A 19736-nucleotide genomic window follows, 5' to 3' on the forward strand; every position below is an offset into this window, starting at 1 on the left:
AAGCCCATCACCTCCTCACCTCCTCAGCGCCACGGAACTTCGTCCACCGTCCGCCCCCGTGCGCACCGGCACGGGACACCCGAAGGGGATCACCGTCATGGACAAGCACCTCACCGAGACCACCGCCGACGTCACCGAGACCACCACCGAGCAGGACGCCGCGGGCGGGATCACCCTCAAGGGCCGCAACCGCGCCTGCGCCCGCGCCCGCGTCCTGGCCGGCATGGTTCTGACCAGCGGCATCGTCATCACGCTCAGCACCCTCGACACCTCGGTCTCCGCGCCGCGGTGACCCGGCCTCAGCCCTGACACCGCGTGATGGCGCGGGCCCGTCCGGCGGGCCCGCGCCGCCGTGTCGGCACCGAACCCCACATCGGTCGTGACGGAACGGGTTCGGGTGTGTGCGACCTGCCACAGGTCCCAATTTTCCTATTACCATCTGCGTTCATGCGTTCCCATGCGCCTTCCCTGGTCGGGCGGGACTCTCAACTTGCCCTGCTCGAACGTTCCTTGGCCGACGCTCGACAGGGACGCGGCGGTGTCGTCTTCCTGGTGGGCGAGGCGGGCGTCGGCAAGTCTCGGCTCGCGGCCGAGGCCGTGGGCGGAGCACTGGGCGCCGGCATGCGGGTCCTGCGGGGCCGCAGCAGCACCACGGGGCCGGCCGTACCGTTCCGGCCGCTCACCGAGGCCCTGATGTCGCTGTTCCGGGGCGGCGAGCCCATGGACGACCTGGCTCTCGGTCCGTACCGGCCGGTGCTCGGGCGGCTGATTCCCGACTGGGACACCGGGGAGCGCGACAGCACTTCCATGGTCATCCTGGGCGAGGCGGTGCTGCGTCTGCTCATCGCCGCCGGGCGCGGACAGGCGCAGTTGCTGCTGCTGGAGGACCTGCACGACGCCGACCCGGAGACACTGGGCGTCCTCGAGTACTTGGTGGACAACCTCGAGTACACCCCCGTACTGCTGCTGGCCACCGTACGGACGGACTTCAGCGACGCCCTGGACCTCGCTCAGTCCGCCCGTCGACGTGGCGCCGCCACGCTGGTCGAACTGCCGCCGCTGACCCGGCCCCAGGCGCACCAGATGATCGCCGCCCAACTCGGCGCCAAGGGCCCGGAGGAGGTGCCGGGGGCGGTTCTGGAGCGGCTGTGGGCGGACAGCTCGGGCAGCCCGTACCTGGTCGAGGAGCTGCTCCAGTCCATGATCGGGGCGGGCACACTGGTGCAGGCACCGGACGGCTGGCGTGCGGTCGGAGATCTCCGCAGTGACGTTTCCTCGACGCTGGCCCGGGGCATCCTGCGCCGAATCGACCGGCTCGGCGCGCAGGGCCTGACCCTCCTGTCGGCGGCTGCCGTGCTCGGACGGCGCTTCCCGCTGACGGTGCTCCAGCGCATGACCGGCGTCGACGACCGGGCCCTGCTCAGCCATCTGCACGCCGCAGTGGCCGCGCGGCTGGTTTTACCGGACGAACCCGCGCCTGACTGGTACTCCTTCCGTCACTCCCTCACCGTCGAGGCTCTGTTCACCCAGATGACCCCGGGCCGGCGCGCGGAGCTGGCGCGGCGGGGTGCGGAGGCCGTAGAGGAGCTGCACCCCGCCCTGGGCGGCGACTGGTGCGCGCTCGCGGCGGGACTGCGCTGCGAGGCCGGGGACCAGGAGGAGGCCGGTCTGCTGTTCGCCGACGCGGGCGGACGTGCTCTGGGCGCCGGCGCGCTCGGCTCCGCCGTGACCCTGCTCACACGTGCCGAGAACCTGCTGGCCGGCGCAGGCGATCCGCAGGCGCGCGCCGCGGTGCTGGAGAACCTGCTGCCGGCCCTGGCCGAGGCCGGTGACTTCGCCCGCGCCCTCGACCTGGCCGAGGACCTGCACGTGCTGGGCGGCTCCGGCCTGAGCCCCGTACGCCTGGCCACCCTGCACACCCGTCTGGCCAAGGTCGCCCACACGGCGGGACGATGGAGCGACGGCAACCGGCAGATCGCCCGCGCCCGCGAGGTGCTGGCCGCCTCACCGGACGAGGCGAGCACCGCGGCCGTCGACGTCACGGCCGCCTACCTGGCCCTCGACACGCCCGGTTCCGACCGCACCCTGCATGCGGAGAAGCTCGCCCGGTCCGCCGCCGACACCGCCGAGCGCCACGGCCTGCCGGTCGTGGCCTGCCAGGCGCAGGAACTCCTCGCGACCGTCGCCCGCGAGCGGGACCCGGAGGAGTCGGAGGCGATGCTCGGCAAGGCCCTCACCACGGCCGAACGTCACCGCCTGCCCCTGCAACGCATGTACGCGGCCACTCGTATGGGCGGCAACGCCTGGCTCGCCGACGGCGACACCTCAGGACTTGCGGCGGCGCGTGAGGAGGCCCTGCGGCTCGGCTCGGTGAACATCGTGCACACCGTGGACGGCATCCTCGTACTCGACGCGGTCCTGCGCGGCCGGTACGACGAGGCCCGTTCGGCCGCCGCCGAGTGCCTGGCCGTCGTACGCCGCCTGCGTCTCGCCCCCGCCGTGCGGTACGTGCTGATGGCGCAGGCCGTGCTGGAGGCGCACCACGCGAACTCCCCGGCGATGGAGACGGCGTTGGCAGCCTTCGCCGAGTGGGACGGCGCCGGTTCGCAGGAGGAGCCGCTGAGCCACGGTCTGGCCCGCGCCTTCTGTGCCCTGCTGGAGGAGGACCGCGCCGGGGCCCGGGCCGTGCTGGGGCACGTGCTGGCGCTGGAGGCGGACAACCCCTCCACCTACCATCTCGGCGGCACCCACGGGCTCCTTCTGCTGCTGGACGTGCTGGCCGGGGCCGCGGACCGGGCCCGGCACGAGGAGATCACCGCCACCGCCGTCGCCCGGATGCGCTGGAACCGGCAGTTCGTACTGCTCTCCGAGGCGGTACTGCTGGGCCGCGAGGGCGCGGGAGCCGAGGCCGCGGCCGCGGTCGAGTCGGCACTGACGGTGGCGGAGCCCTATCCGCTGGCCCAGCACCTGGGACTGCGACTGGTCTCCGACCCGGCGCACCAGGACGGCTGGGGCGATCCGGTGAGCTGGCTGCGGCGGGCGGAGCACTACTTCCACGAACGCGACATCCCGGCCGTGACGGGAGCCTGCCGGGCCGGGCTGCGCCGGCTCGGTGCCCCCGTGCACCAGCACCGCACCGGCACCAGCGGCATCCCCGACCACCTGCGCGCCCAGGGCGTCACCGTCCGTGAGTTCGAGGTGTTCCGGCTGCTCGCTGAACGCCTGGGCAACAAGGACATCGCCGACCGGCTGTTCATCTCGCCCCGTACGGCGGAGAAGCACATCGCGAGTCTGATCACGAAGACGGGGGCGGCCAACCGGGCGGAGCTGTGCGCCCGGTCGGCCGCCCTGCGGGACGCCTGGGTCGTGTCGTCGGATTCCCGCCGTCCGCCCGGAGAGTGGGCTTCGCGGGGCAGACGGTAGTTCGACGACAGGGCCTGGCACCCACCTAGCGCATCCCGCGCACCGCCCGGGAACCGAGCACCGCCACCGCCGTGAGCACGAGCACCACGGCCACCGCGCCGAACAGGGCGAGCGTGTCGATCCGGGCCAGCGCGCCGCACACGATCAGGGAGAGCGGGGCGGCCGCGTAACCGAGGACCATGTCGACCGAGACGACCCGGCTGAGCACGTCCTGCGGGATGTTCCGCTGGATCCAGCTGAGTCCGAACACGCCCTGGAATCCGATGGCGAAGCCCATGGCGAGCACGGTGGCCACGACGGCCGGGGTGCTGTGGACCAGACCGAGCACGGCCATCCCGGCACCCAGCCAGCCGGCGAGCGCCGCCACCAGCAGTCCGACCCGGGGCCGGCCGCCGAGGGCGCCGCCCGCCAGCGTGCCGAGCATGGCGCCGCCCGCGAGGGAGCCGTTCAGTACGCCCAGCGTGGTGGAGCCGCCGCGCAGCACCTGGTCGGCGAGGGTGGCGAAGCCGACGGTGAAAGGCCCGGCGTAACAGAAGTTCACGGCGGTGTCGAGGGCGACGATCGTGCGCAGCCGGGGGTCGCGGAGAGTGAAGGTGACGCCCTCGCGGATCCTCGCGCCGAGGGACGGCTGCGGAGTCGTGTCGGCACTCTGCCGGGGGCCGGCCGGCCTGGGCCGGGTGCGGATGCTCGCCACGCACCACCCGCACAGGGCGAAGCAGACGGCATCCACCAGGAAGGCGACCGGGGCCCGGGTCATGGCGATGACCAGGCCGCCGACGGCCGGGCCGATCACGGCGGCGGTTCGTGCACCGGCGCCCAGCAGGGCGTTGGCCGGGGTGAGGAGGCTCTCGTCCACGACGGAGGGGAGGATGGACACGCGCGCGGGCTGGAAGAAGGCGTCGACGGCGCCGAACGCGGCTGCCGCCGCGCACAGCATCCACACCGTCAGATGACCGGTCAGACCGACCGCTCCGACTCCGGCCATCAGCGCGGCCCGGGTCCAGCTGGAGGCGATCATCAGGGTGCGGGTGGACCAGGAGTCGCTGAGGGTACCGCCGACCAGGGTCAGCAGGGCGCGCGGCACGGCCTGGAAGGCGAGGACGTAACCGAGGGCGAGGGTGGAGCCGGTCAGGCCGAGGGTGATCCAGGAGAAGGCGACGACGCTGAAGCCATCACCGAGCAGGGACAACGACTGTCCCAGCCACAGCAGTCGGAACGGCCGGTGCCGCGCGGGTGCCCACAGCCGCGGACCTGCGCCGGCGAGGGTGGTGGCCATGATGTGCCTTTCGTCGTGCGGACGTGTTCACCAGGTCCGGTCAGTAGTGGACGGGCAGGGCGGTGAGGCTGCGGTTGAGCAGCGAGGGCTGCCAGGTGAGCCGGGCGGGGTCGGCCAGGGCGAGGTCCGGGTGCTCGCGGACCAGGGTGCCCACGGCGGCCACCGCCACGAGCCGGGCCAGGGCGGCACCGATGCAGAAGTGGGCGCCGAAGCCGAAGCCGAGATGGGTGGCGCCGGTGCGGCGGACGTCGAACCGGCCCGGGGCGGCGAAGCGGCCCGGATCACGGTTGGCGGCGGCCGTGACGAGAAAGAGACGGTCACCGGCGCGCAGCCGGTGTCCTTCCAGGTCGAGGTCGCGGGCGGCGGTGCGGATCGACATCTTCGACGGACCGTCCAGGCGCAGGGTCTCCTCCACCGCCCCCTGTGCCAGTTCGGGGTCCTCGCGGACGGCGGCGAGTTGCTCGGGGCGGGTGTGCAGGGCCAGGACGGTGTTGGCGATGAGGTTGCTGGTGGTCTCCCCGCCGGCGAACGCCATCTGGGTGAGCATGCCCACGAACTCCTCCTCGGTGACCGACTCCCCCACCCGGCCCTCGCTCAGGACCTGGCTGATCAGGTCCTCGCCGGGCTCGGCACGGCGTCGGGCCACGAGGCCGGCCAGATAGTCCTCCAGGCTCACCAGTGCCTGCAGGCAGGCCCGGTACTCGCTCTCCTCCTGGGCCGTGCCGAGGACGAGATCGGCGACGCGGGCGTTCCAGTACCAGAACGCGGCGGCGTCGGCGCGCGGGATGCCGAGCCAGCGGGCGAACACGAACGCCGGCAGGGGCTTGGCGACGTCGGCCATGAGGTCGCCGGTGCGGCCCGGAACGGCCCGGCGGGCGAGTACGGCCGAGGTCGCCTTCTCGGTGAAGGCGCGGTAGCGGGCCACCGCCCGGGCGGCGAAGGCCTCCTGGAAGACCTGGCGCAGTCTGCGGTGGTGCGGCGGGTCGTTGAAGACCATCCAGCGGGACAGGATCCCGAAGGCCCGCTCGGCGTCCTCCCGGGCACCCTGCGGTACGGCGTCCATCAGGGGCCCGACCCGGTCCGCGGAGACGGCGGGCTCGCGCAGGCAGTGCATCACCTGGTCGTAGCCGGTGACGAGCCAGGCGTGGTGCATCGGGCTCCAGTGGACCGGCGCGTGCTCGCGCAGGGCGTCGAGGTGGCCGTACGGGTCGGCGATCATCTCGGGCGAGAGCAGGTACCGCTCGGTGAAGGCGGGTGCGGCGGCGGTCATCGGGCGTCCTCCTTCCCGATCCGCTCGATCCGCTCGAGCAGTTCGGCGATGCCGGCGACCCTCGGCTCGGCCATCATCGACATGTGGTCGCCGTCGCTGATGTGCAGGGTGAGCCCACCGCCTGCCACCTCCCGCCAGCGGTCGACATAGGTGTCGTAGTCGACGTCCAGACCGGGCATGGTGCGGCCCCGGGGCAGTCCGGCCGCCTCGCTGCCGACCACGAGGTGTATGTGGCCGGGATACGGCCGGACCTCGTAGGCGGCCAGGGCGGCGAGCAGCGAGTGCCACACCTCGATCGGGGCTCCCTCGACCAGGGACGCCTCGGTGGGGCTCATGCCGGCGCCCAGCAGGACGGCGGTGAGTTCGGCCGCGGCCTGGTCACGCTGTGGGGACGAGGGCATCCGGCGCAGTGCGTCCCGCAGGCGCAGCGCCGCTCGCAGGTCCTGGGTGACGCCGTTCAGCCGGGCGCGGGCCGCACTGTTGGGCAGGTACGGCTCGACCAGGACCAGGGGTACCACCGGCCGGCCGGCCCGGTCGAGCTGGGTGGCCATCTCCAGGGCGATGTTGGCGCCCATGGACCAGCCGAGCAGGGCGTGCGGGCCCGCACCGTCCCGGTCGGCCAGTTCGGACACGTAGTTGGCGGCGATGCCGGTCACGGTGCTCGGGTCGACCCCGCCGAGCAGCCCGCGTGCCTGGAAGGCGTGGACGGGCCTGCCGGGCGGCAGGGCGCGGGCGAGCGGCACGAACCAGGCGGCGCTGCCACCGGTGGGATGCACGCACCACAGGGGCTCGCCCACGCCCTCGCGCAGCCGTACCTCGGAGGTGACGGCGGCCGGCAGCCCCGCCCCGGCCGCCCGGGTGGCGTGTGCGGCGAGCTGGGCGATCGTCGGGTGTTCGATCAGATCGCCGACCGAGACCGTCAGCCCGCGGCCGACGGCCATCAGGGAGACACGGACGGTGGACAGCGAACTGCCGCCGATGCGGAAGAAGTCGTCGTGGACACCGATGCGGGACAGTCCGAGAACCTCGCGCCAGATCTCGGCGAGGATCTTCTCGGCCGCAGTGGACGGGGCGACGTACACGCTGTCGCTCTGGGCGACGTCCGCCGCCGGGAGCGGCAGCGCCCGCTTGTCGATCTTGCCGCTGCGGTTGACGGGCATCTCGTCGAGGACGACGAACCGGGCCGGAACCATGTAGCCGGGCAGGCTGGTGCGCAGGGACCGGCGCAGGTCCTCGGGGCTCGGCCGCTCGGGGCCGTGGACCACGAGGTAGGCGACGAGGGCGGGCTCGCCGGGTAGGTCGCCACGGTGCAGGACCACGGCCTGGCGGACCGCGGGCAGTTGCCCGAGCGCGTGCTCTATCTCGCCGAGTTCGATGCGGAATCCGCGCAGTTTGACCTGTGAGTCGCGGCGGCCGAGCCACTCCACCGAGCCGTCGGGCCGGTGCGTGCCGAGGTCGCCCGTGCGGCACAGCCGCTCGCCGGGAGCGCCATGGGGGTCGGGTACGTAGGTGGCGGCGGTCAGGGCCGGGCGGCCCAGGTAGCCGCGGCCGACGGCCTGCCCGCCCAGGTAGATCTCGCCGGGTACGCCGACCGGGACCGGTTCGAGGTCGTCGTCGAGGACGTGGATGCGGGTGTTGCGGATCGGGGCGCCGATGGGCGGGCGGCCCTGGCCGGGGGTCAGTTCGGCGGCGACGGACCACACGGAGGTCTCGGTCAGGCCGTAGACATTGTGGAACCGCCGGCCGCGGGCCCAGACGTCGGCCAGTTCGGCCGGGCAGGCCTCTCCGGCGACCTGGAGCACCCGCAGCCGGGGGAAGTCGTCCTCGCCGAGCACGGCGAGCGCGCTGGGCGGCAGCATGGCGCCGGTGACGTGCGCCTCGCGCAGCGTGCGGGCCAGGTCGGGGCCGGGGCGCAGGTCCTCCCGATCCGCGGTGATCAGGCGTCCGCCGTTGGCGAGGGACCAGGTGAGTTCCAGGATCGAGGCGTCGAACCCGAAGGAGGCGAACTGCAGCACCCGGTCCTCGGGGGTGGGGCGCACCAGGTCGCGCTGGCCTTCCAGCATGTTGGACAGGCCCCGGTGCGGGATGGCGACGCCCTTGGGGATTCCGGTGGAGCCCGAGGTGTAGATGACGTAGGCGAGGGTGTCGGCGTCCGGCTCCGGGCCCGGGACGGGCCCGACGGGCTCCGTGGGGGTGTCCAGGTGGAGCACCGGCCCGTCGAACGGCACGGTTGCGTCGAGCGCCCGCTGGGTCAGCAGGACGCGCATCCCGCTGTCCTGGGCCATGAACGCCAGCCGCTCGGTGGGGTGTTGCGGGTCGAGAGGAAGGAAGGCACCGCCCGAGCGGAGCACGCCCACGGCGGCGCGCACCAGGTCCGCCCCGCGCTGCGCGCAGATGCCCACCACGGTCTCCGGGCCGACCCCGAGCCGGCGCAGCCGTCGCGCCAACTGCTCTGCCTGTTCGTCGAGTTCGGCGTACGTGAGCTGCTGTCCTCGGTGCTCGACGGCGACGGCGTGCGGGGTCCGGGCGGCGTGGACGGCGATGTGCTCGTGGAACATCAGCGGCGAGGAGGGGGTCTCGGGTCCACGTGCCCATGCGTCGAGGGCGGTGGCGCGGGCCTGCCCGGTGAGTGCGGGCCGGGTGACCCGTGCGTGCGGGTCGGCGACCATGGCCTCCAGCTGCGCGAGGAACACGTCGGCCAGCTGCTCGGCCGTGGCGGGCGCCACGAACTGGGGGTCGGCGTCCAGGGTGAAGGCGTTGACGCTCGCGTTGACGAGCAGCGGGAACATGGTCCGGGCGATCTCCAGGGAGTCGTCCCAGGAGTCGTGCGAAAGCCGGTGGAAGTTGACGTAGTTGAAGACGACGTCGGTCAGGTTCGGTTCGGTGGGCCGCAGTTGGGCGATGCGTACCAGTGGCACCCTGCGGTGCGGGAGCATCTCCTGCTCGGCCGCGAAGACGTCACGCAGATGGGCGAGCCGGCTGCCGCGCGGGCGGGCCACGCCGAACGGCACGGTGTTCAGGAACAGTCCGCGCATCCTGTCCGCGCCCGGTACCTCGGGCCGTCCGTTGGTGACGAGGCCGATGCTGTGGCCGAGGGCGCTGTCGTCGCGCTCGGCGAACAGGCTCATGGTGTGGTGGAAGGCCGTGAGCAGCACCGTACGGCGGGGCACGCCGGCCTCCTTGGCCAGCCTGCCGATGCCCTGGGCGAGGTGGGCGTAGGAGCGCCGTACCTCGTGCACCGGGGGTTGCCCGGTCTCCGGTCCGGCCTGGCGTCGGCCCAGGCGCACGGGCCGCAGGTCGGCGAGCCGGTCCCGCCAGTACCGCAGTGACTCCTCGCTGTCGAGTGCGGCTCGCTCCAGGGCGACGTACTCGGCGAAGGCCGGGGCGTTCGGCGGCTGCGGGTCGGTCTGGTGGCCGACGGCCTCGCGGTGCAGGGCGAGCAGATCGGCGACGAGGGAGGTCAGGCTCCAGCCGTCCAGGACGACATGGCAGTCGGTGAGGACGAGCCGCAGGTCGTGGTCGGTGATGTGGTGCAGGTGGATACGGATCAGGGGTGCGGCTGCGAGGTCGAAGCGGCGCTCGAACTCCTCGTCCACGAACCGGCGCAGCCGGGCCCGCTGCTCCTCGCGGGGCAGTCCGCGCAGGTCGGTGTAGCCGACGGGCAGGCGGGCGGCGCGGTGGACGAGTTGGAGGGGTTCGCGGTAGGAGACGAGGTCGACGGAGGTGCGCAGGATGGGGTGCCCGGCGACCACCGCGTCCACGGCCGCCTGGAAGGCGCCGAGGTCGAAGCCCTCGGGCACGGTGACCTTGAGGTCGGTGACGTTGTGGTAGGCGCCGCGCCGGGGGTCGGCGAGCATCTCGTGCAGCATGCCGGCCTGGAGCATGGTGAGGGGGTAGGCGTCGGCGAGGCCGTCGGGCAGGCGTCCGGCGTCGGCGGGGTCGAGCTGGGAGAAGGGGGCGACGGGGGCAGGGGCGTCGGCCGCGTCGGTGACAAGCGTGGCCAGGTCGGCGAGCGTACGGGCCCGGAAGACGTCGGCGACGCTGAAGGCGAGCCCGGCCAGGCGGCCAAGGCCGACCAGGCGCAGCGCGAGGATGGAGTCGCCGCCCAGTTCGAAGAAGTTGTCGGTGCGGCTGACGTGTTCGGCACCGAGCACCTGGCTCCACACCCCGGCCAGGGTCTGCTCCACCGGCCCCTCGGGCGGCACGTGCGCACGCTGTCCGGTGCAGGCGGGTACGACGGCGGTGAGCGCGGCCCGGTCCACCTTGCCGTTGGCGGTCAGCGGCAGCCGTTCGTGACGGACGAACAGAGCCGGGACCATGTAGTCGGGCAGGGCCAGCCGCAGTCCCTGGCGCAGGGCGGGCGGGTCGAGGGGCCGGGCCTCCGGGGTGACGACGTGTGCGACCAGGCGCGCGCTGTCGCCGTCGCGGCGGGCCACCACGGCGACGTCGGCGACGCCCGGCAGGGCGCGCAGGGCGGTCTCTATCTCGCCTGGCTCGATGCGGTAGCCACGGATCTTCACCTGGTGGTCGGCGCGGCCGACATATCCCAGCCGGCCGTCGGGCAGGACCCGGACCAGGTCGCCGGTCCGGTACATGCGGGCGCCGGGTGCGCCGAAGGGGTCCTCGAGGAAGCGTTCCGCGGTCAGTTCGGGCCGGTTGCGGTAGCCGCGGGCCACACCGCCGCCCGAGACGTACAGTTCGCCGACGCTGCCGGTCGGCACGAGCCGGCCCCAGGAGTCGAGGACGTAGCCGTGCTGTCCGGCGAGCGGACGGCCGATGGGTGAGCGGACGGTTCCGGTGACGTCCTCCTCGGTGATGGTTCGGATGGTCACGTGGACCGTGGTCTCGGTGATGCCGTACATGTTCACCAGGGCGGGCCGGTGCCCCGGCATGGTGAACCAGTCCCGGTAGTCGCGGACGTCGAAGGCGTCGCCGCCGAAGACGACCGTGCGCAGGGCGAGGTCCGAGAAGCGGGCGCCGGTGTCCTTCAGGTGTGCGCGCAGTCCCTTGAAGGCGGCCGGGGTCTGGTTGAGGACGGTGACGCGCTCCTCCCGCAGCACCCGGTGCACGGCCGCCGGGTCGCGCACCTCGTCGCCGGTGAGGACGACGACACGTCCGCCGCTGGTGAGGGGGGCCCACAGCTCCCACACGGAGAAGTCGAAGGCGGGCGAGTGCATCAGTGTCCACACGTCGCCGGGGCCGAAGTCGAAGTGCCGGTCGGCGGCGGCGAGCAGCCAGGCGAGGTTGCCGTGGGTGATCTCGACGCCCTTGGGGCGGCCGGTGGAGCCCGAGGTGTAGATGACGTAGGCGAGGTCGTCCGGGGCCGGGAGGACGTCGTCGGTCTCACCCGGGTCCTGCGGGTGGTCCTCGTCGACCGTGAGGAGCCGGACGGGCAGTCCCTCGACGGCGGCACGGGTGGCGGTGTCGGTGACGATCCATTCGATCCCGGAGTCGGTGACGGTGAACTCACGGCGTGCCCTCGGGTGGGAGGGGTCCAGCGGCAGGTAGGCGGCCCCCGCGCGCCAGACGGCTAGCAGGGCGACGGCCAGGTCGGGGGTGCGCTCGAGGCAGACGCCGACGAGCGAGCCGCGGGTGACCCCGGCGGTGCGCAGCCGACGGGCCAGCCGGCTCGCCGCCGCGTCGAGCCCGGCGTATGTCAGGGAGCGCCCGGATCCGCTCACCGCGAGCGCGTGCGGGGTGCGGCCGACGTGCTCGGCGAGCCGGCCGGGCGCGGGGCGCGGGGCGGGACCGCGGTCGTCGCCGGTGTGCGCGGGCCCGTCGGGGCCGAGCAGGTGGGCGCGTTCGGCCGGGCTGAGCGGGTCGACGGCGCTGAGCGGGGTGTCGGGGCCGGCGCAGAAGGACTCCAGCAGGGCGACGGTGTGCCGGGCGAGGGCGGCGACGGACGTCTCCTCGAACAGGTCGGGCCGGTAGACGAACACCAGGTCGGTGTGCCCGTTGCCGTCGCGCAGGTCGAGGGTGAGGTCGAACTTGGCGGTGGTGAGGTCGATCCGGTACGGCGTCCCGCTCGCCTCGCCCAGGGCTAGGTCGGCGGACGTGACGTCGGTGTGCGTGTAGAGGACCTGGACGAGCGGGTTGCGCGCGAGGTCGCGCTCCGGGCTGAGTGCGTCGACGATCTGCTCGAACGGCAGCGACTGGTAGGAGAACGCCTCCAGTACGCGCTCTTTGGTGCGCGCGAGCAGAGCGGCCGGGGTCGGATCGTCCGAGAGATCGCCACGCAGCACGAGGGTGTTGACGAAGAACCCGACGAGGCGCTCGGTCTCGGCCTGCTCGCGGTTGGCGACGACGGTGCCGACGGCGATGTCGTGCTGCCCGCTGTGGAAGGCCAGGGCCGCCTGGAACGCGGCCAGCACGGTCATGTACGGGGTCGTGCCGGTGCGTCGGCCGAGGGCGGTGAGCGCCTTGGTCAGGTCGGACGGCAGGGTGAGGGTGTGGGCGGCGCCGCGGCTGCCGGGAGTGTCCGGGCGGGGGTGGTCGGTGGGCAGCTCCAGTGGGGTGAGACCGGCGAGCCGGGAGCGCCAGTGGTCGAGGGCGGCGGACTGGTCGCGGCCCCGCTGCCAGATCGCGTAGTCGGTGTAGTCCAGGGGCAGTTCGGGCAGGCGGGCGGTGTGCCCGAGCGTCCTGGCCCGGTACAGCTCGGTCAGGTCACGGACGATCAGGCCGAGCGACCAGCCGTCGGAGACGATGTGGTGCATGCCGAGCACCAGCACGTGGTCGTCGGTGGCGGCTCGCACGAGGGTGGCCCGGAAGGCGGGTTCGCGGGCGAGGTCGAAGGGGCGCAGCGCGGCGGCGTGCACGGCGGCAGCCAGGCGCCGCTCGCGGTCGTCGTCGCACGGACCGCCGACGTCCAGCACGTCGAGGGTCGCGCCGTCCGGGGGCAGGACCACCTGGTGGGGGACGCCCTCGTGCGCGGGGAAGACCACCCGCAGTTGCTCGTGCCGGGCGACGAGGTCGGCGACGGCGGCGCGCAGTGCGGGTATGTCGAGCGGGCCGGTGAAGCGCCAGGCGGCGGGCAGCAGATAGGTGGGCGCGCCGGGGTCGAGCCGGTCCAGGAAGTACAGCCGCTGCTGGGCGGCGGACAGCGGGACCCGGTCCGGGCGGGGCGAGAGGCGGGCCGGGCGGTCGTCCCGTGCGGTGCCCCGGCCGCGCAGCCGCTGCTCCAAGAGCTGCCGGGCGGCCGGGGACAGGCCTCCGGCCGGGGTGAGCGGGCCGGGACGCACGTCGGATGTGGTCATGAGGGCACTCCGGTTTCAACTCCGTTGGACAAAGCCTGTGTCGGGGCGGTGAGGCCCTCAGAGGTCCGCGGTCAGGGACAGGTCGATCTCGTCGTCGCTCATCTGCGAGATGAGTTCCAGCAGCCGGCGTTCCACCTCGGCGGCCAGCCGTTCCACGGTGGGGTGCTCGAAGAGGTCCCGGACCTCCAGCGGGCAGTCGAACGCGGTCCGCAGACGGGAGGCGACCGCGACCGCACGCAGGGAGTGGCCGCCCAGGACGAAGAAGTCGTCATGGATGCCGACCCGGGGCAGGTCCAGCACCTCGCACCACACCTGCGCGACGACGGTCTCCGCCGGGGTGCGCGGCGCCACGAAGGCCTGTGGTGCGTGCGTGGCGGGCTCGGGCAGGGCGGCGGTGTCCAGCTTGCCCTGCACGGTCAGCGGGAGGGCGTCCAGCAGCACGAAAGCCGACGGCACCAGATAGTGCGGCAGGTGAGCCCGGCAGTGCGCCTCCAGGGACTCCTCCGTCGCCCCGCCGCCCGCGGTGTATCCCACCAGTGCGGGCTCGCCGTGGAGGGTGCGCACGACGACGGCCGCACCCGTCACTCCGGGGTGCCCGCGCAGGACCGCCTCGGCCTCCGCGGGTTCGACGCGGAACCCGCGGATCTTCACCTGGTCGTCGTCGCGGCCCAGGAACTCCAGCTCGCCGGAGGGCACTCGGCGTACGACGTCGCCGGTGCGGTACAGCCGGCCGCCCGGACGGCCGAAGGGGTCGGGCACGAACCGGACGGCGGTCAGGGCCGGCCGCCCCAGGTATCCACGCGCCAACTCCGGCCCACCGACGAGCAGTTCACCGGGCACGCCGTCCGGGACCGGTTCCCCCAGGCCGTCGACCACGTAGGTACGGCGGCTGCCCAGGGCGCGGCCGATGGGCACCCGGCCCGGCGGGACGGTGCCGAGGGTGTGCGCGGTGGCGGAGATCACCGCCTCGGTGGGGCCGTAGGTGTTGATCACGGGGACGCCGGGCAGATGGGCGAACCAGCGCTCCAGAGAATCGGCGGGCAGCGCCTCCCCGCCCGTCACCAGCAGCCGCAGGCAGCTCAGTTGGGGCGCCAGGGTGTCCAGGCGGGCCACCAGCTCCGCCCAGTAGGACGGGGTGAGTTCCATGACGGTCACCCGCTCCCGCGCGACACGGTCGGCGAGCTGCTCCGGTGTCCAGATCTCGTCCGGGCGCACGATCACGGTCGCCCCTGTGCTCAGGGCAGGCAGGATCTGTTCCAAAGAGGCGTCGAACGAGGTCGAGGCGAAGGTGAGCACGCGGTCGTCGGCACTCAGGGCGAATCTCTCCCGGGCGGCGGCCACATGGGCGTCCAGGGCATGGTGTTCGACGCCCACGGCCTTGGGGCGGCCGGTGGAGCCCGAGGTGAAGATGACGTACGCGAGGTCGCGGGGATCGGGTGTGTGCCGGGGGCCGCCCGGGGCGGGCCGGACGCCGTCGACGCCGACCGTGGCGGCCCCGAGCGCGGCCACCGTGTCCCGGGTGTGCGCGTCGCACACCACGTGCCGCACTCCGGCCTCCTGGAGCATGAACCGCAGGCGTTCCTCGGGCAGTCGGGGATCGAGCGGTACGTACACGCCGCCCGCCCGCCACACGGCGAGCATCGCCGCCACCGACCACACGCCCCGGCCCGTGCACACGCCGACGGCGTCGCCCGCAGCCGCTCCGGCGTCGGCCAGCGCGGTGGCCAGCCCGCCGGTCAGGGCGTCGAGCCGCGCGTGGTCGAGTGCCGTGCCCTCGCAGACGACGGCAGGCGCAGCCGCCCGGCCCGCGACCTGGAACCGCGCCGCGGGTGGGGCGTCGCCGCCCGCCGAGGCCACCAGGTGGTCCCGCTCACCGGCCGTGAGCAGGGACGCCTCGTCGACGCGGACGCCGGGGCCGGTGAGCAGGGCCTCCAGCAGCCGGCCGACGTGCTGGGCGAACCGGGTGGCGGTGGCGGGGTCGAACAGGTCGGCGGCGTACTCGACGTTGAGGGCGAACCGGTCCCGCTGAACCACGAAGGTCGCGGTCAGGTCGAACTTGGCCGAACCCCAGGGCAGTGCGAAGCCGGTGGCGTCCAGGCCCGGCAGGCCGGAGCGGCCCGTCGTGGCGTCCTGGACGTCGACCATGACCTGGAACAAGGGGTTGCGGGACAGGTCACGTTCCGGGCGCAGCCGCTCCACCACCCGCTCGAACGGCACCTCCTGGTGGTCGAACGCGCCCAGTACGACGTCGCGCACCCGGTCCACGAGACCGCCGAAGGTCGGACGCCCGGACAGGTCCGTGCGCAGGACGACGGTGTTGACGAAGAAACCCACCAGCGGTTCCAGCTCGAGCCGTCCGCGCCCCGCGACGGGGGTGCCCACGGACACGTCCGTCCGGCCGCTCCAGCGGGCCAGCGCCGCCTGGGCGACGGCCAGCAGGACCATGAAGCGGGTGGCGCCGCGCTCACGGGCGCAGGCGTCCACGCGCTCGACGAGACGGGCGGGCAGGTCGACCTCGACGGCTCCGCCCCGGCCGGTGAACGCGGCCGGCCGGGGCCGGTCCGTGGGCAGCTCCAGCACCGGAGCGCCCGTCAATGTGTGCTCCCAATAGGCGAGTTGGGGCTCCAGGGCGCCGCTGTCGGCGCGGTCGCGCTGCCATACGGCGAAGTCCGCGTACTGCACGGGCAGCGGCGGCAGTGCGGCGCTGCGGCCCGCCCGCCGGGCCGCGTAGTGCCGGCCGAGTTCGTCCAGCAGAACGCCCTTGGACCAGCCGTCGGTGACGGCGTGGTGCAGGGCGAGGAGGACGACGTGGTCGTCGCCGGACAGCTCCCACACACCGGCCCGCAGCAGAGGTGGCCGGGCCAGGTCGAAGCGGCGGGTGGCCAGGTCCCCGGCCTGCCGGCGCACTGCGTCCAGCCGGGCCTGCTCGTCCGGGGCCTCGGGTGCCCGCTCCCAGTGCAGCGGGACGCGCACGGGGTCGCAGACCTGCTGGACGGGGCGGCCGTCGGACTCGATCAGCGCCGTGCGCAGGACCTCGTGCCGTGCGACCAGGTCGTCCAGGGCCTGCTGCCAGGCGGTACGGTCCAGGCCGCCGCGCACCCGCCAGCAATACCACAGGAGGTAGGAGTCGCCGCGCTCGGAGGTGCGGTCGAGGAACCACAGGCGTTCCTGGGCGAAGGACAGCGGCAGCGGCCGGTCGCGGTCGACCGGGACCACCTCGGTGGCACCGGAGGCGTGCGCGGCGCTCACGCGCGGGGCGAACCCCCGGACCGTGGGGTTCTCGAAGACGGTGCGCAGTTCGATCTCACGGCCCAGGCGCTGGGCGACGCGCGAGACGGCCATGGTCGCGAGCAGGGAGTGCCCTCCGAGGTCGAAGAAGCTGTCGTCGATGCCGATCCGGTCCAGGCCGAGGACGTCGGCCCACACCTCGGCGACGATCCGCTCCGTCTCGTCGCGCGGCGCGGTGTGGGCGGCCCCGGTGGCGCGGCGGGTGTGGTCCGGGTCGGGCAGGGCGGAGCGGTCGAACTTGCCGGAGACGCCGACGGGGAGCGCGTCCAGGACGACGAAGTCGGCGGGCACGGCGTAGTGCGGCAGGTAGCGCGCGCACCAGGCGCGCAGGTCCGCGCGGTCGGGTGCGGCGGATGCGTCCGGGGCCGGTACGACATAGCCGATCAGGCTGCGTCCGGTGGCGCGGTCCGGGCGGGCGGCCGCCGCGCCGACCAGCGGGCAGGCGCGCAACACCGTCTCGACTTCGCCGAGTTCGATCCGGAAGCCGCGGATCTTCACCTGGTCGTCGCGGCGCCCCACGAACTCCAGGTCTCCGCCCGGCTTCCAGCGGACCAGGTCGCCGGTGCGGTACAGACGCCCGCCGGGCGGCCCGAACGGGTCCGGGACAAAGCGCTCCGCGGTCAGCGCGGGCCGGTGCAGATAGCCTCGGGCCACTTCGGTGCCTCCGATGAGGAGTTCACCGCAGACCCCGACCGGCACCGGCGCGTCCTGCGCGTCGACCACGTACACCCGCCGGTCGCCCAGCGGCCGGCCGATGGGCACGCTGTCGGCGGGCGGATCGTCGACGTCGTACGTCGTGGCGGTGACGGTGGTCTCCGTGGGGCCGTAGGCGTTGCACACGCGGACCCAGGGAACGGCCGCGCGCCAGGTGGCGAGCGTGTCGGCCGGGACGGCCTCGCCGCCCAGGACCAGCAGACGCAGCGAGGCGAGGGCCGCGGCCAGCCGCCGGTCCAGGGAGAGCGTCAGTTCCGCCCAGTACGTGGGCGGCACGTTGACGACGGTCAGCTCGTGCCGTCGGACGATCTCGGGCACCTGGGTGGGCAGCCAGGGTTCGTCGGGGCGCATCACCACGGTGGCGCCCGAGGCGAGGGCGGGCAGCACCTGGTCCAGGGAGGCGTCGAAGGAGAAGGAGGCGAAGGCCAGGACCCGGTCGGCCGCGGTGAAGCCGAGACGCCGGCGGGCGGCGCTCACGTGGGAGGCGAGCGCGGCGTGCTCGACGCCCACCGCCTTGGGCCGCCCGGTGGAGCCGGATGTGAAGACGACGTGGGCGAGTTCGCGCGGGTCGGGCCGGTGACGGGGGCCGTCCGGGGCCGGTGCGACGGTCGTGACGTCGACGGCTGCCGGTGCGAGTGCGGTGGCGGTGGCCGCGGTTGCCGGGTCGGTGACCACACAGGCGAGGCGGGCCTCCTCGGCCATGAACCGCAGCCGTTCGGCGGGCAGTTCGGGATCGAGGGGCACGTACACGCCACCGGCCCGCCAGACCCCTTCGACGGCGGCCACCGACCACAGACCGCGGCGCAGCAGCACGCCCACGGGACTGCCCGCGCCGACCCCGGCCGCACCGAGCGCGACGGCGAGTCCGCCGGTCATGGCGTCCAGCTCCGCGTAGGTGGCGCGGTCGTCGCCGCAGAGCAGCGCGGTCGTCCCGGGCCTGCCGGAGAAGACGACCGGAGGCGGTGGGCCGGTCGGCCGGTCGGGGGCGTGGTGCCATTCGGGGCGGGGGCGGGCCGGCGCGCCGGGACCGACGGGCAGGGCACGGACCAGGTCCTGCACGGGCGTGTCGGGATCGGTCAGGACGGCTCGCAGCAGGGCCACGTACGCGCGGGCGAACGCGCGCATCGTGGCGGCGTCGAAGAGCGCGGTGGCGTACTGGAGGAGGGCGGCGATGCTGCCGTCCGCGCGCAGGGTCAGGTCCAGGAACACGTCGAGCGGGGTCTGGGTCAGCGGCGGCTCGACCAGCGTCACGTCCAGGTCCGGCATCCGTACCGGGCGGATCGGCGAGTTGAGCAGGGTGAACGACGCCTGGGCGAGCGGGTGCCGGGACAGGTCGCGTGAGCCGCCCAGCTCGCCGACCACGAGGTCGAAGGGCGCCTCGGCGTGCGCGAGGTCCCCGGGCACCCGGGCCCTCACCCGGTCCAGCAGCGTGGCGAAGCCGGGCCCGCCGGACAGGTCGGTACGCAGGACGACGGTGTTGACGAGCGGGCCGATCAGGGCGGCGGCGCCCCGCTGGGCGCGGTCGGCGAGCGTGCTGCACACCGCGACGTCGGTGCGGCCGGACCAGTGGCCGAGGAGCACCTGGTAGGCGGTCAGCAGGAGCATGTAGCGGGTGGCCCGCCGGGAGCGGGCCAGGGTGTCGACGGCGCAGACCAGTTCGGCGGGCAGGTCGAAACGGACGACGTCACCGGCGCCGTCCCAGACGCCGGGCCGCGGCCGGTCGGTGGGCAGCTCGAGCGGGGCGAGCCCGGTGAGCCGGTCCCGCCAGTGGGTGAGCAGGCCGCGCAGCCGTTCACCGCGCAGGCGTTCCGTCTGTACGCGGGCGAGGTCGGCGTACTGCACGGTGGGCGCGGCCACCGCTTCGCCCCGGTATCCGGCGGCCAGTTCGTCCAGCAGGACACCCCATGACCAGCCGTCGACGGCGATGTGGTGGACCTCGACCAGCAGCAGGTGCTCCTCGGGCGTCACACGGGCCAGCGTCGCCCGGAGCGGGTGCTGTGCCGACAGGTCCACGGGACGGCCCAGGCACCGGGCGAACAGGGCGTCGGGCCCGGCCACCTCGGCACGTTCCAGCACGAAGCCCCCGACATCGTCGACGACCGGCACCGGCTCCCCGTCCACGGCCGTGAACCGGGTGCGCAGCACCTCGTGGCGCGCCACGATCCCGGACAGCGACCGCTCCAGCCGGTCCGCGTCCAGGCGCCCTCGCAACCGCAGGACCAGCGGGAGCATCGATCCGGTGGACGAACCCGCCAGCTGGTCCATGAACCACAGCCGACGCTGTGCGAAGGATGCCGTGCGGGTGTCCACGTCGTTCGGTGCCCCCTCAGGGGCCGGACCTGTTGTCACTGTGAGCCTCCCAGCCGTGTTTTGCAGCAGCCTGCCGTCGGCTGGGTGGCACCCATAGGGAAGAAGAAGCAGCACCGGCGGCAGACCGCGCTGCTGTTCCGGCCGCGAGGTTGCCGGGGGTTGCCGGTGGCGGGTCACCTGCGTGACCGCCGTCGCCTCGATC

6 protein-coding genes are annotated in these 19736 nt (G+C 73.8%); 2 read left to right on the plus strand and 4 right to left on the minus strand.

The features are described from left to right. Positions 1-58: 58 nt before the first annotated feature. Together GQF42_RS03560 and GQF42_RS03565 are read left to right on the plus strand one after the other, a co-directional pair. Positions 59-292 (plus strand): hypothetical protein, encoded by a 234-nt coding sequence (locus GQF42_RS03560; protein ID WP_233273213.1) that lies wholly within the window; start codon positions 59-61, stop codon positions 290-292. Positions 293-447: 155 nt separating this feature from the next. Beyond that, positions 448-3423 carry a helix-turn-helix transcriptional regulator gene (locus tag GQF42_RS03565; protein WP_158917531.1) on the plus strand — a complete coding sequence of 992 codons (2976 nt, stop codon included), beginning with the start codon at positions 448-450 and terminating at the stop codon, positions 3421-3423. Between the two features lie 25 nt (positions 3424-3448). Here GQF42_RS03565 and GQF42_RS03570 read toward each other — a convergent pair whose 3' ends face one another. The 4 genes from GQF42_RS03570 to GQF42_RS03585 are packed head-to-tail and all read right to left on the minus strand — an operon-like array spanning position 3449 to position 19534. Next, complete coding sequence (locus GQF42_RS03570) at positions 3449-4699, minus strand: MFS transporter (protein ID WP_158917533.1); 1251 nt, start codon at positions 4697-4699, stop codon at positions 3449-3451. 40 nt (positions 4700-4739) lie between these two features. Continuing rightward, positions 4740-5969: a cytochrome P450 gene (locus GQF42_RS03575; protein WP_158917535.1), complete on the minus strand. Its 1230-nt coding sequence runs from the start codon at positions 5967-5969 to the stop codon at positions 4740-4742. After that, complete coding sequence (locus GQF42_RS03580; RefSeq protein ID WP_158917537.1) at positions 5966-13222, minus strand: non-ribosomal peptide synthetase; 7257 nt, start codon at positions 13220-13222, stop codon at positions 5966-5968. The genes GQF42_RS03575 and GQF42_RS03580 overlap by 4 nt, the downstream gene beginning before the upstream one ends. 57 nt (positions 13223-13279) lie before the next feature. Continuing rightward, positions 13280-19534, minus strand: coding sequence for a non-ribosomal peptide synthetase (locus GQF42_RS03585; protein ID WP_233273215.1), 6255 nt, complete (start codon positions 19532-19534; stop codon positions 13280-13282). Positions 19535-19736: the final 202 nt, after the last annotated feature.

Source organism: Streptomyces broussonetiae (assembly GCF_009796285.1).
Taxonomy (GTDB): Bacteria; Actinomycetota; Actinomycetes; order Streptomycetales; family Streptomycetaceae; genus Streptomyces; species Streptomyces broussonetiae.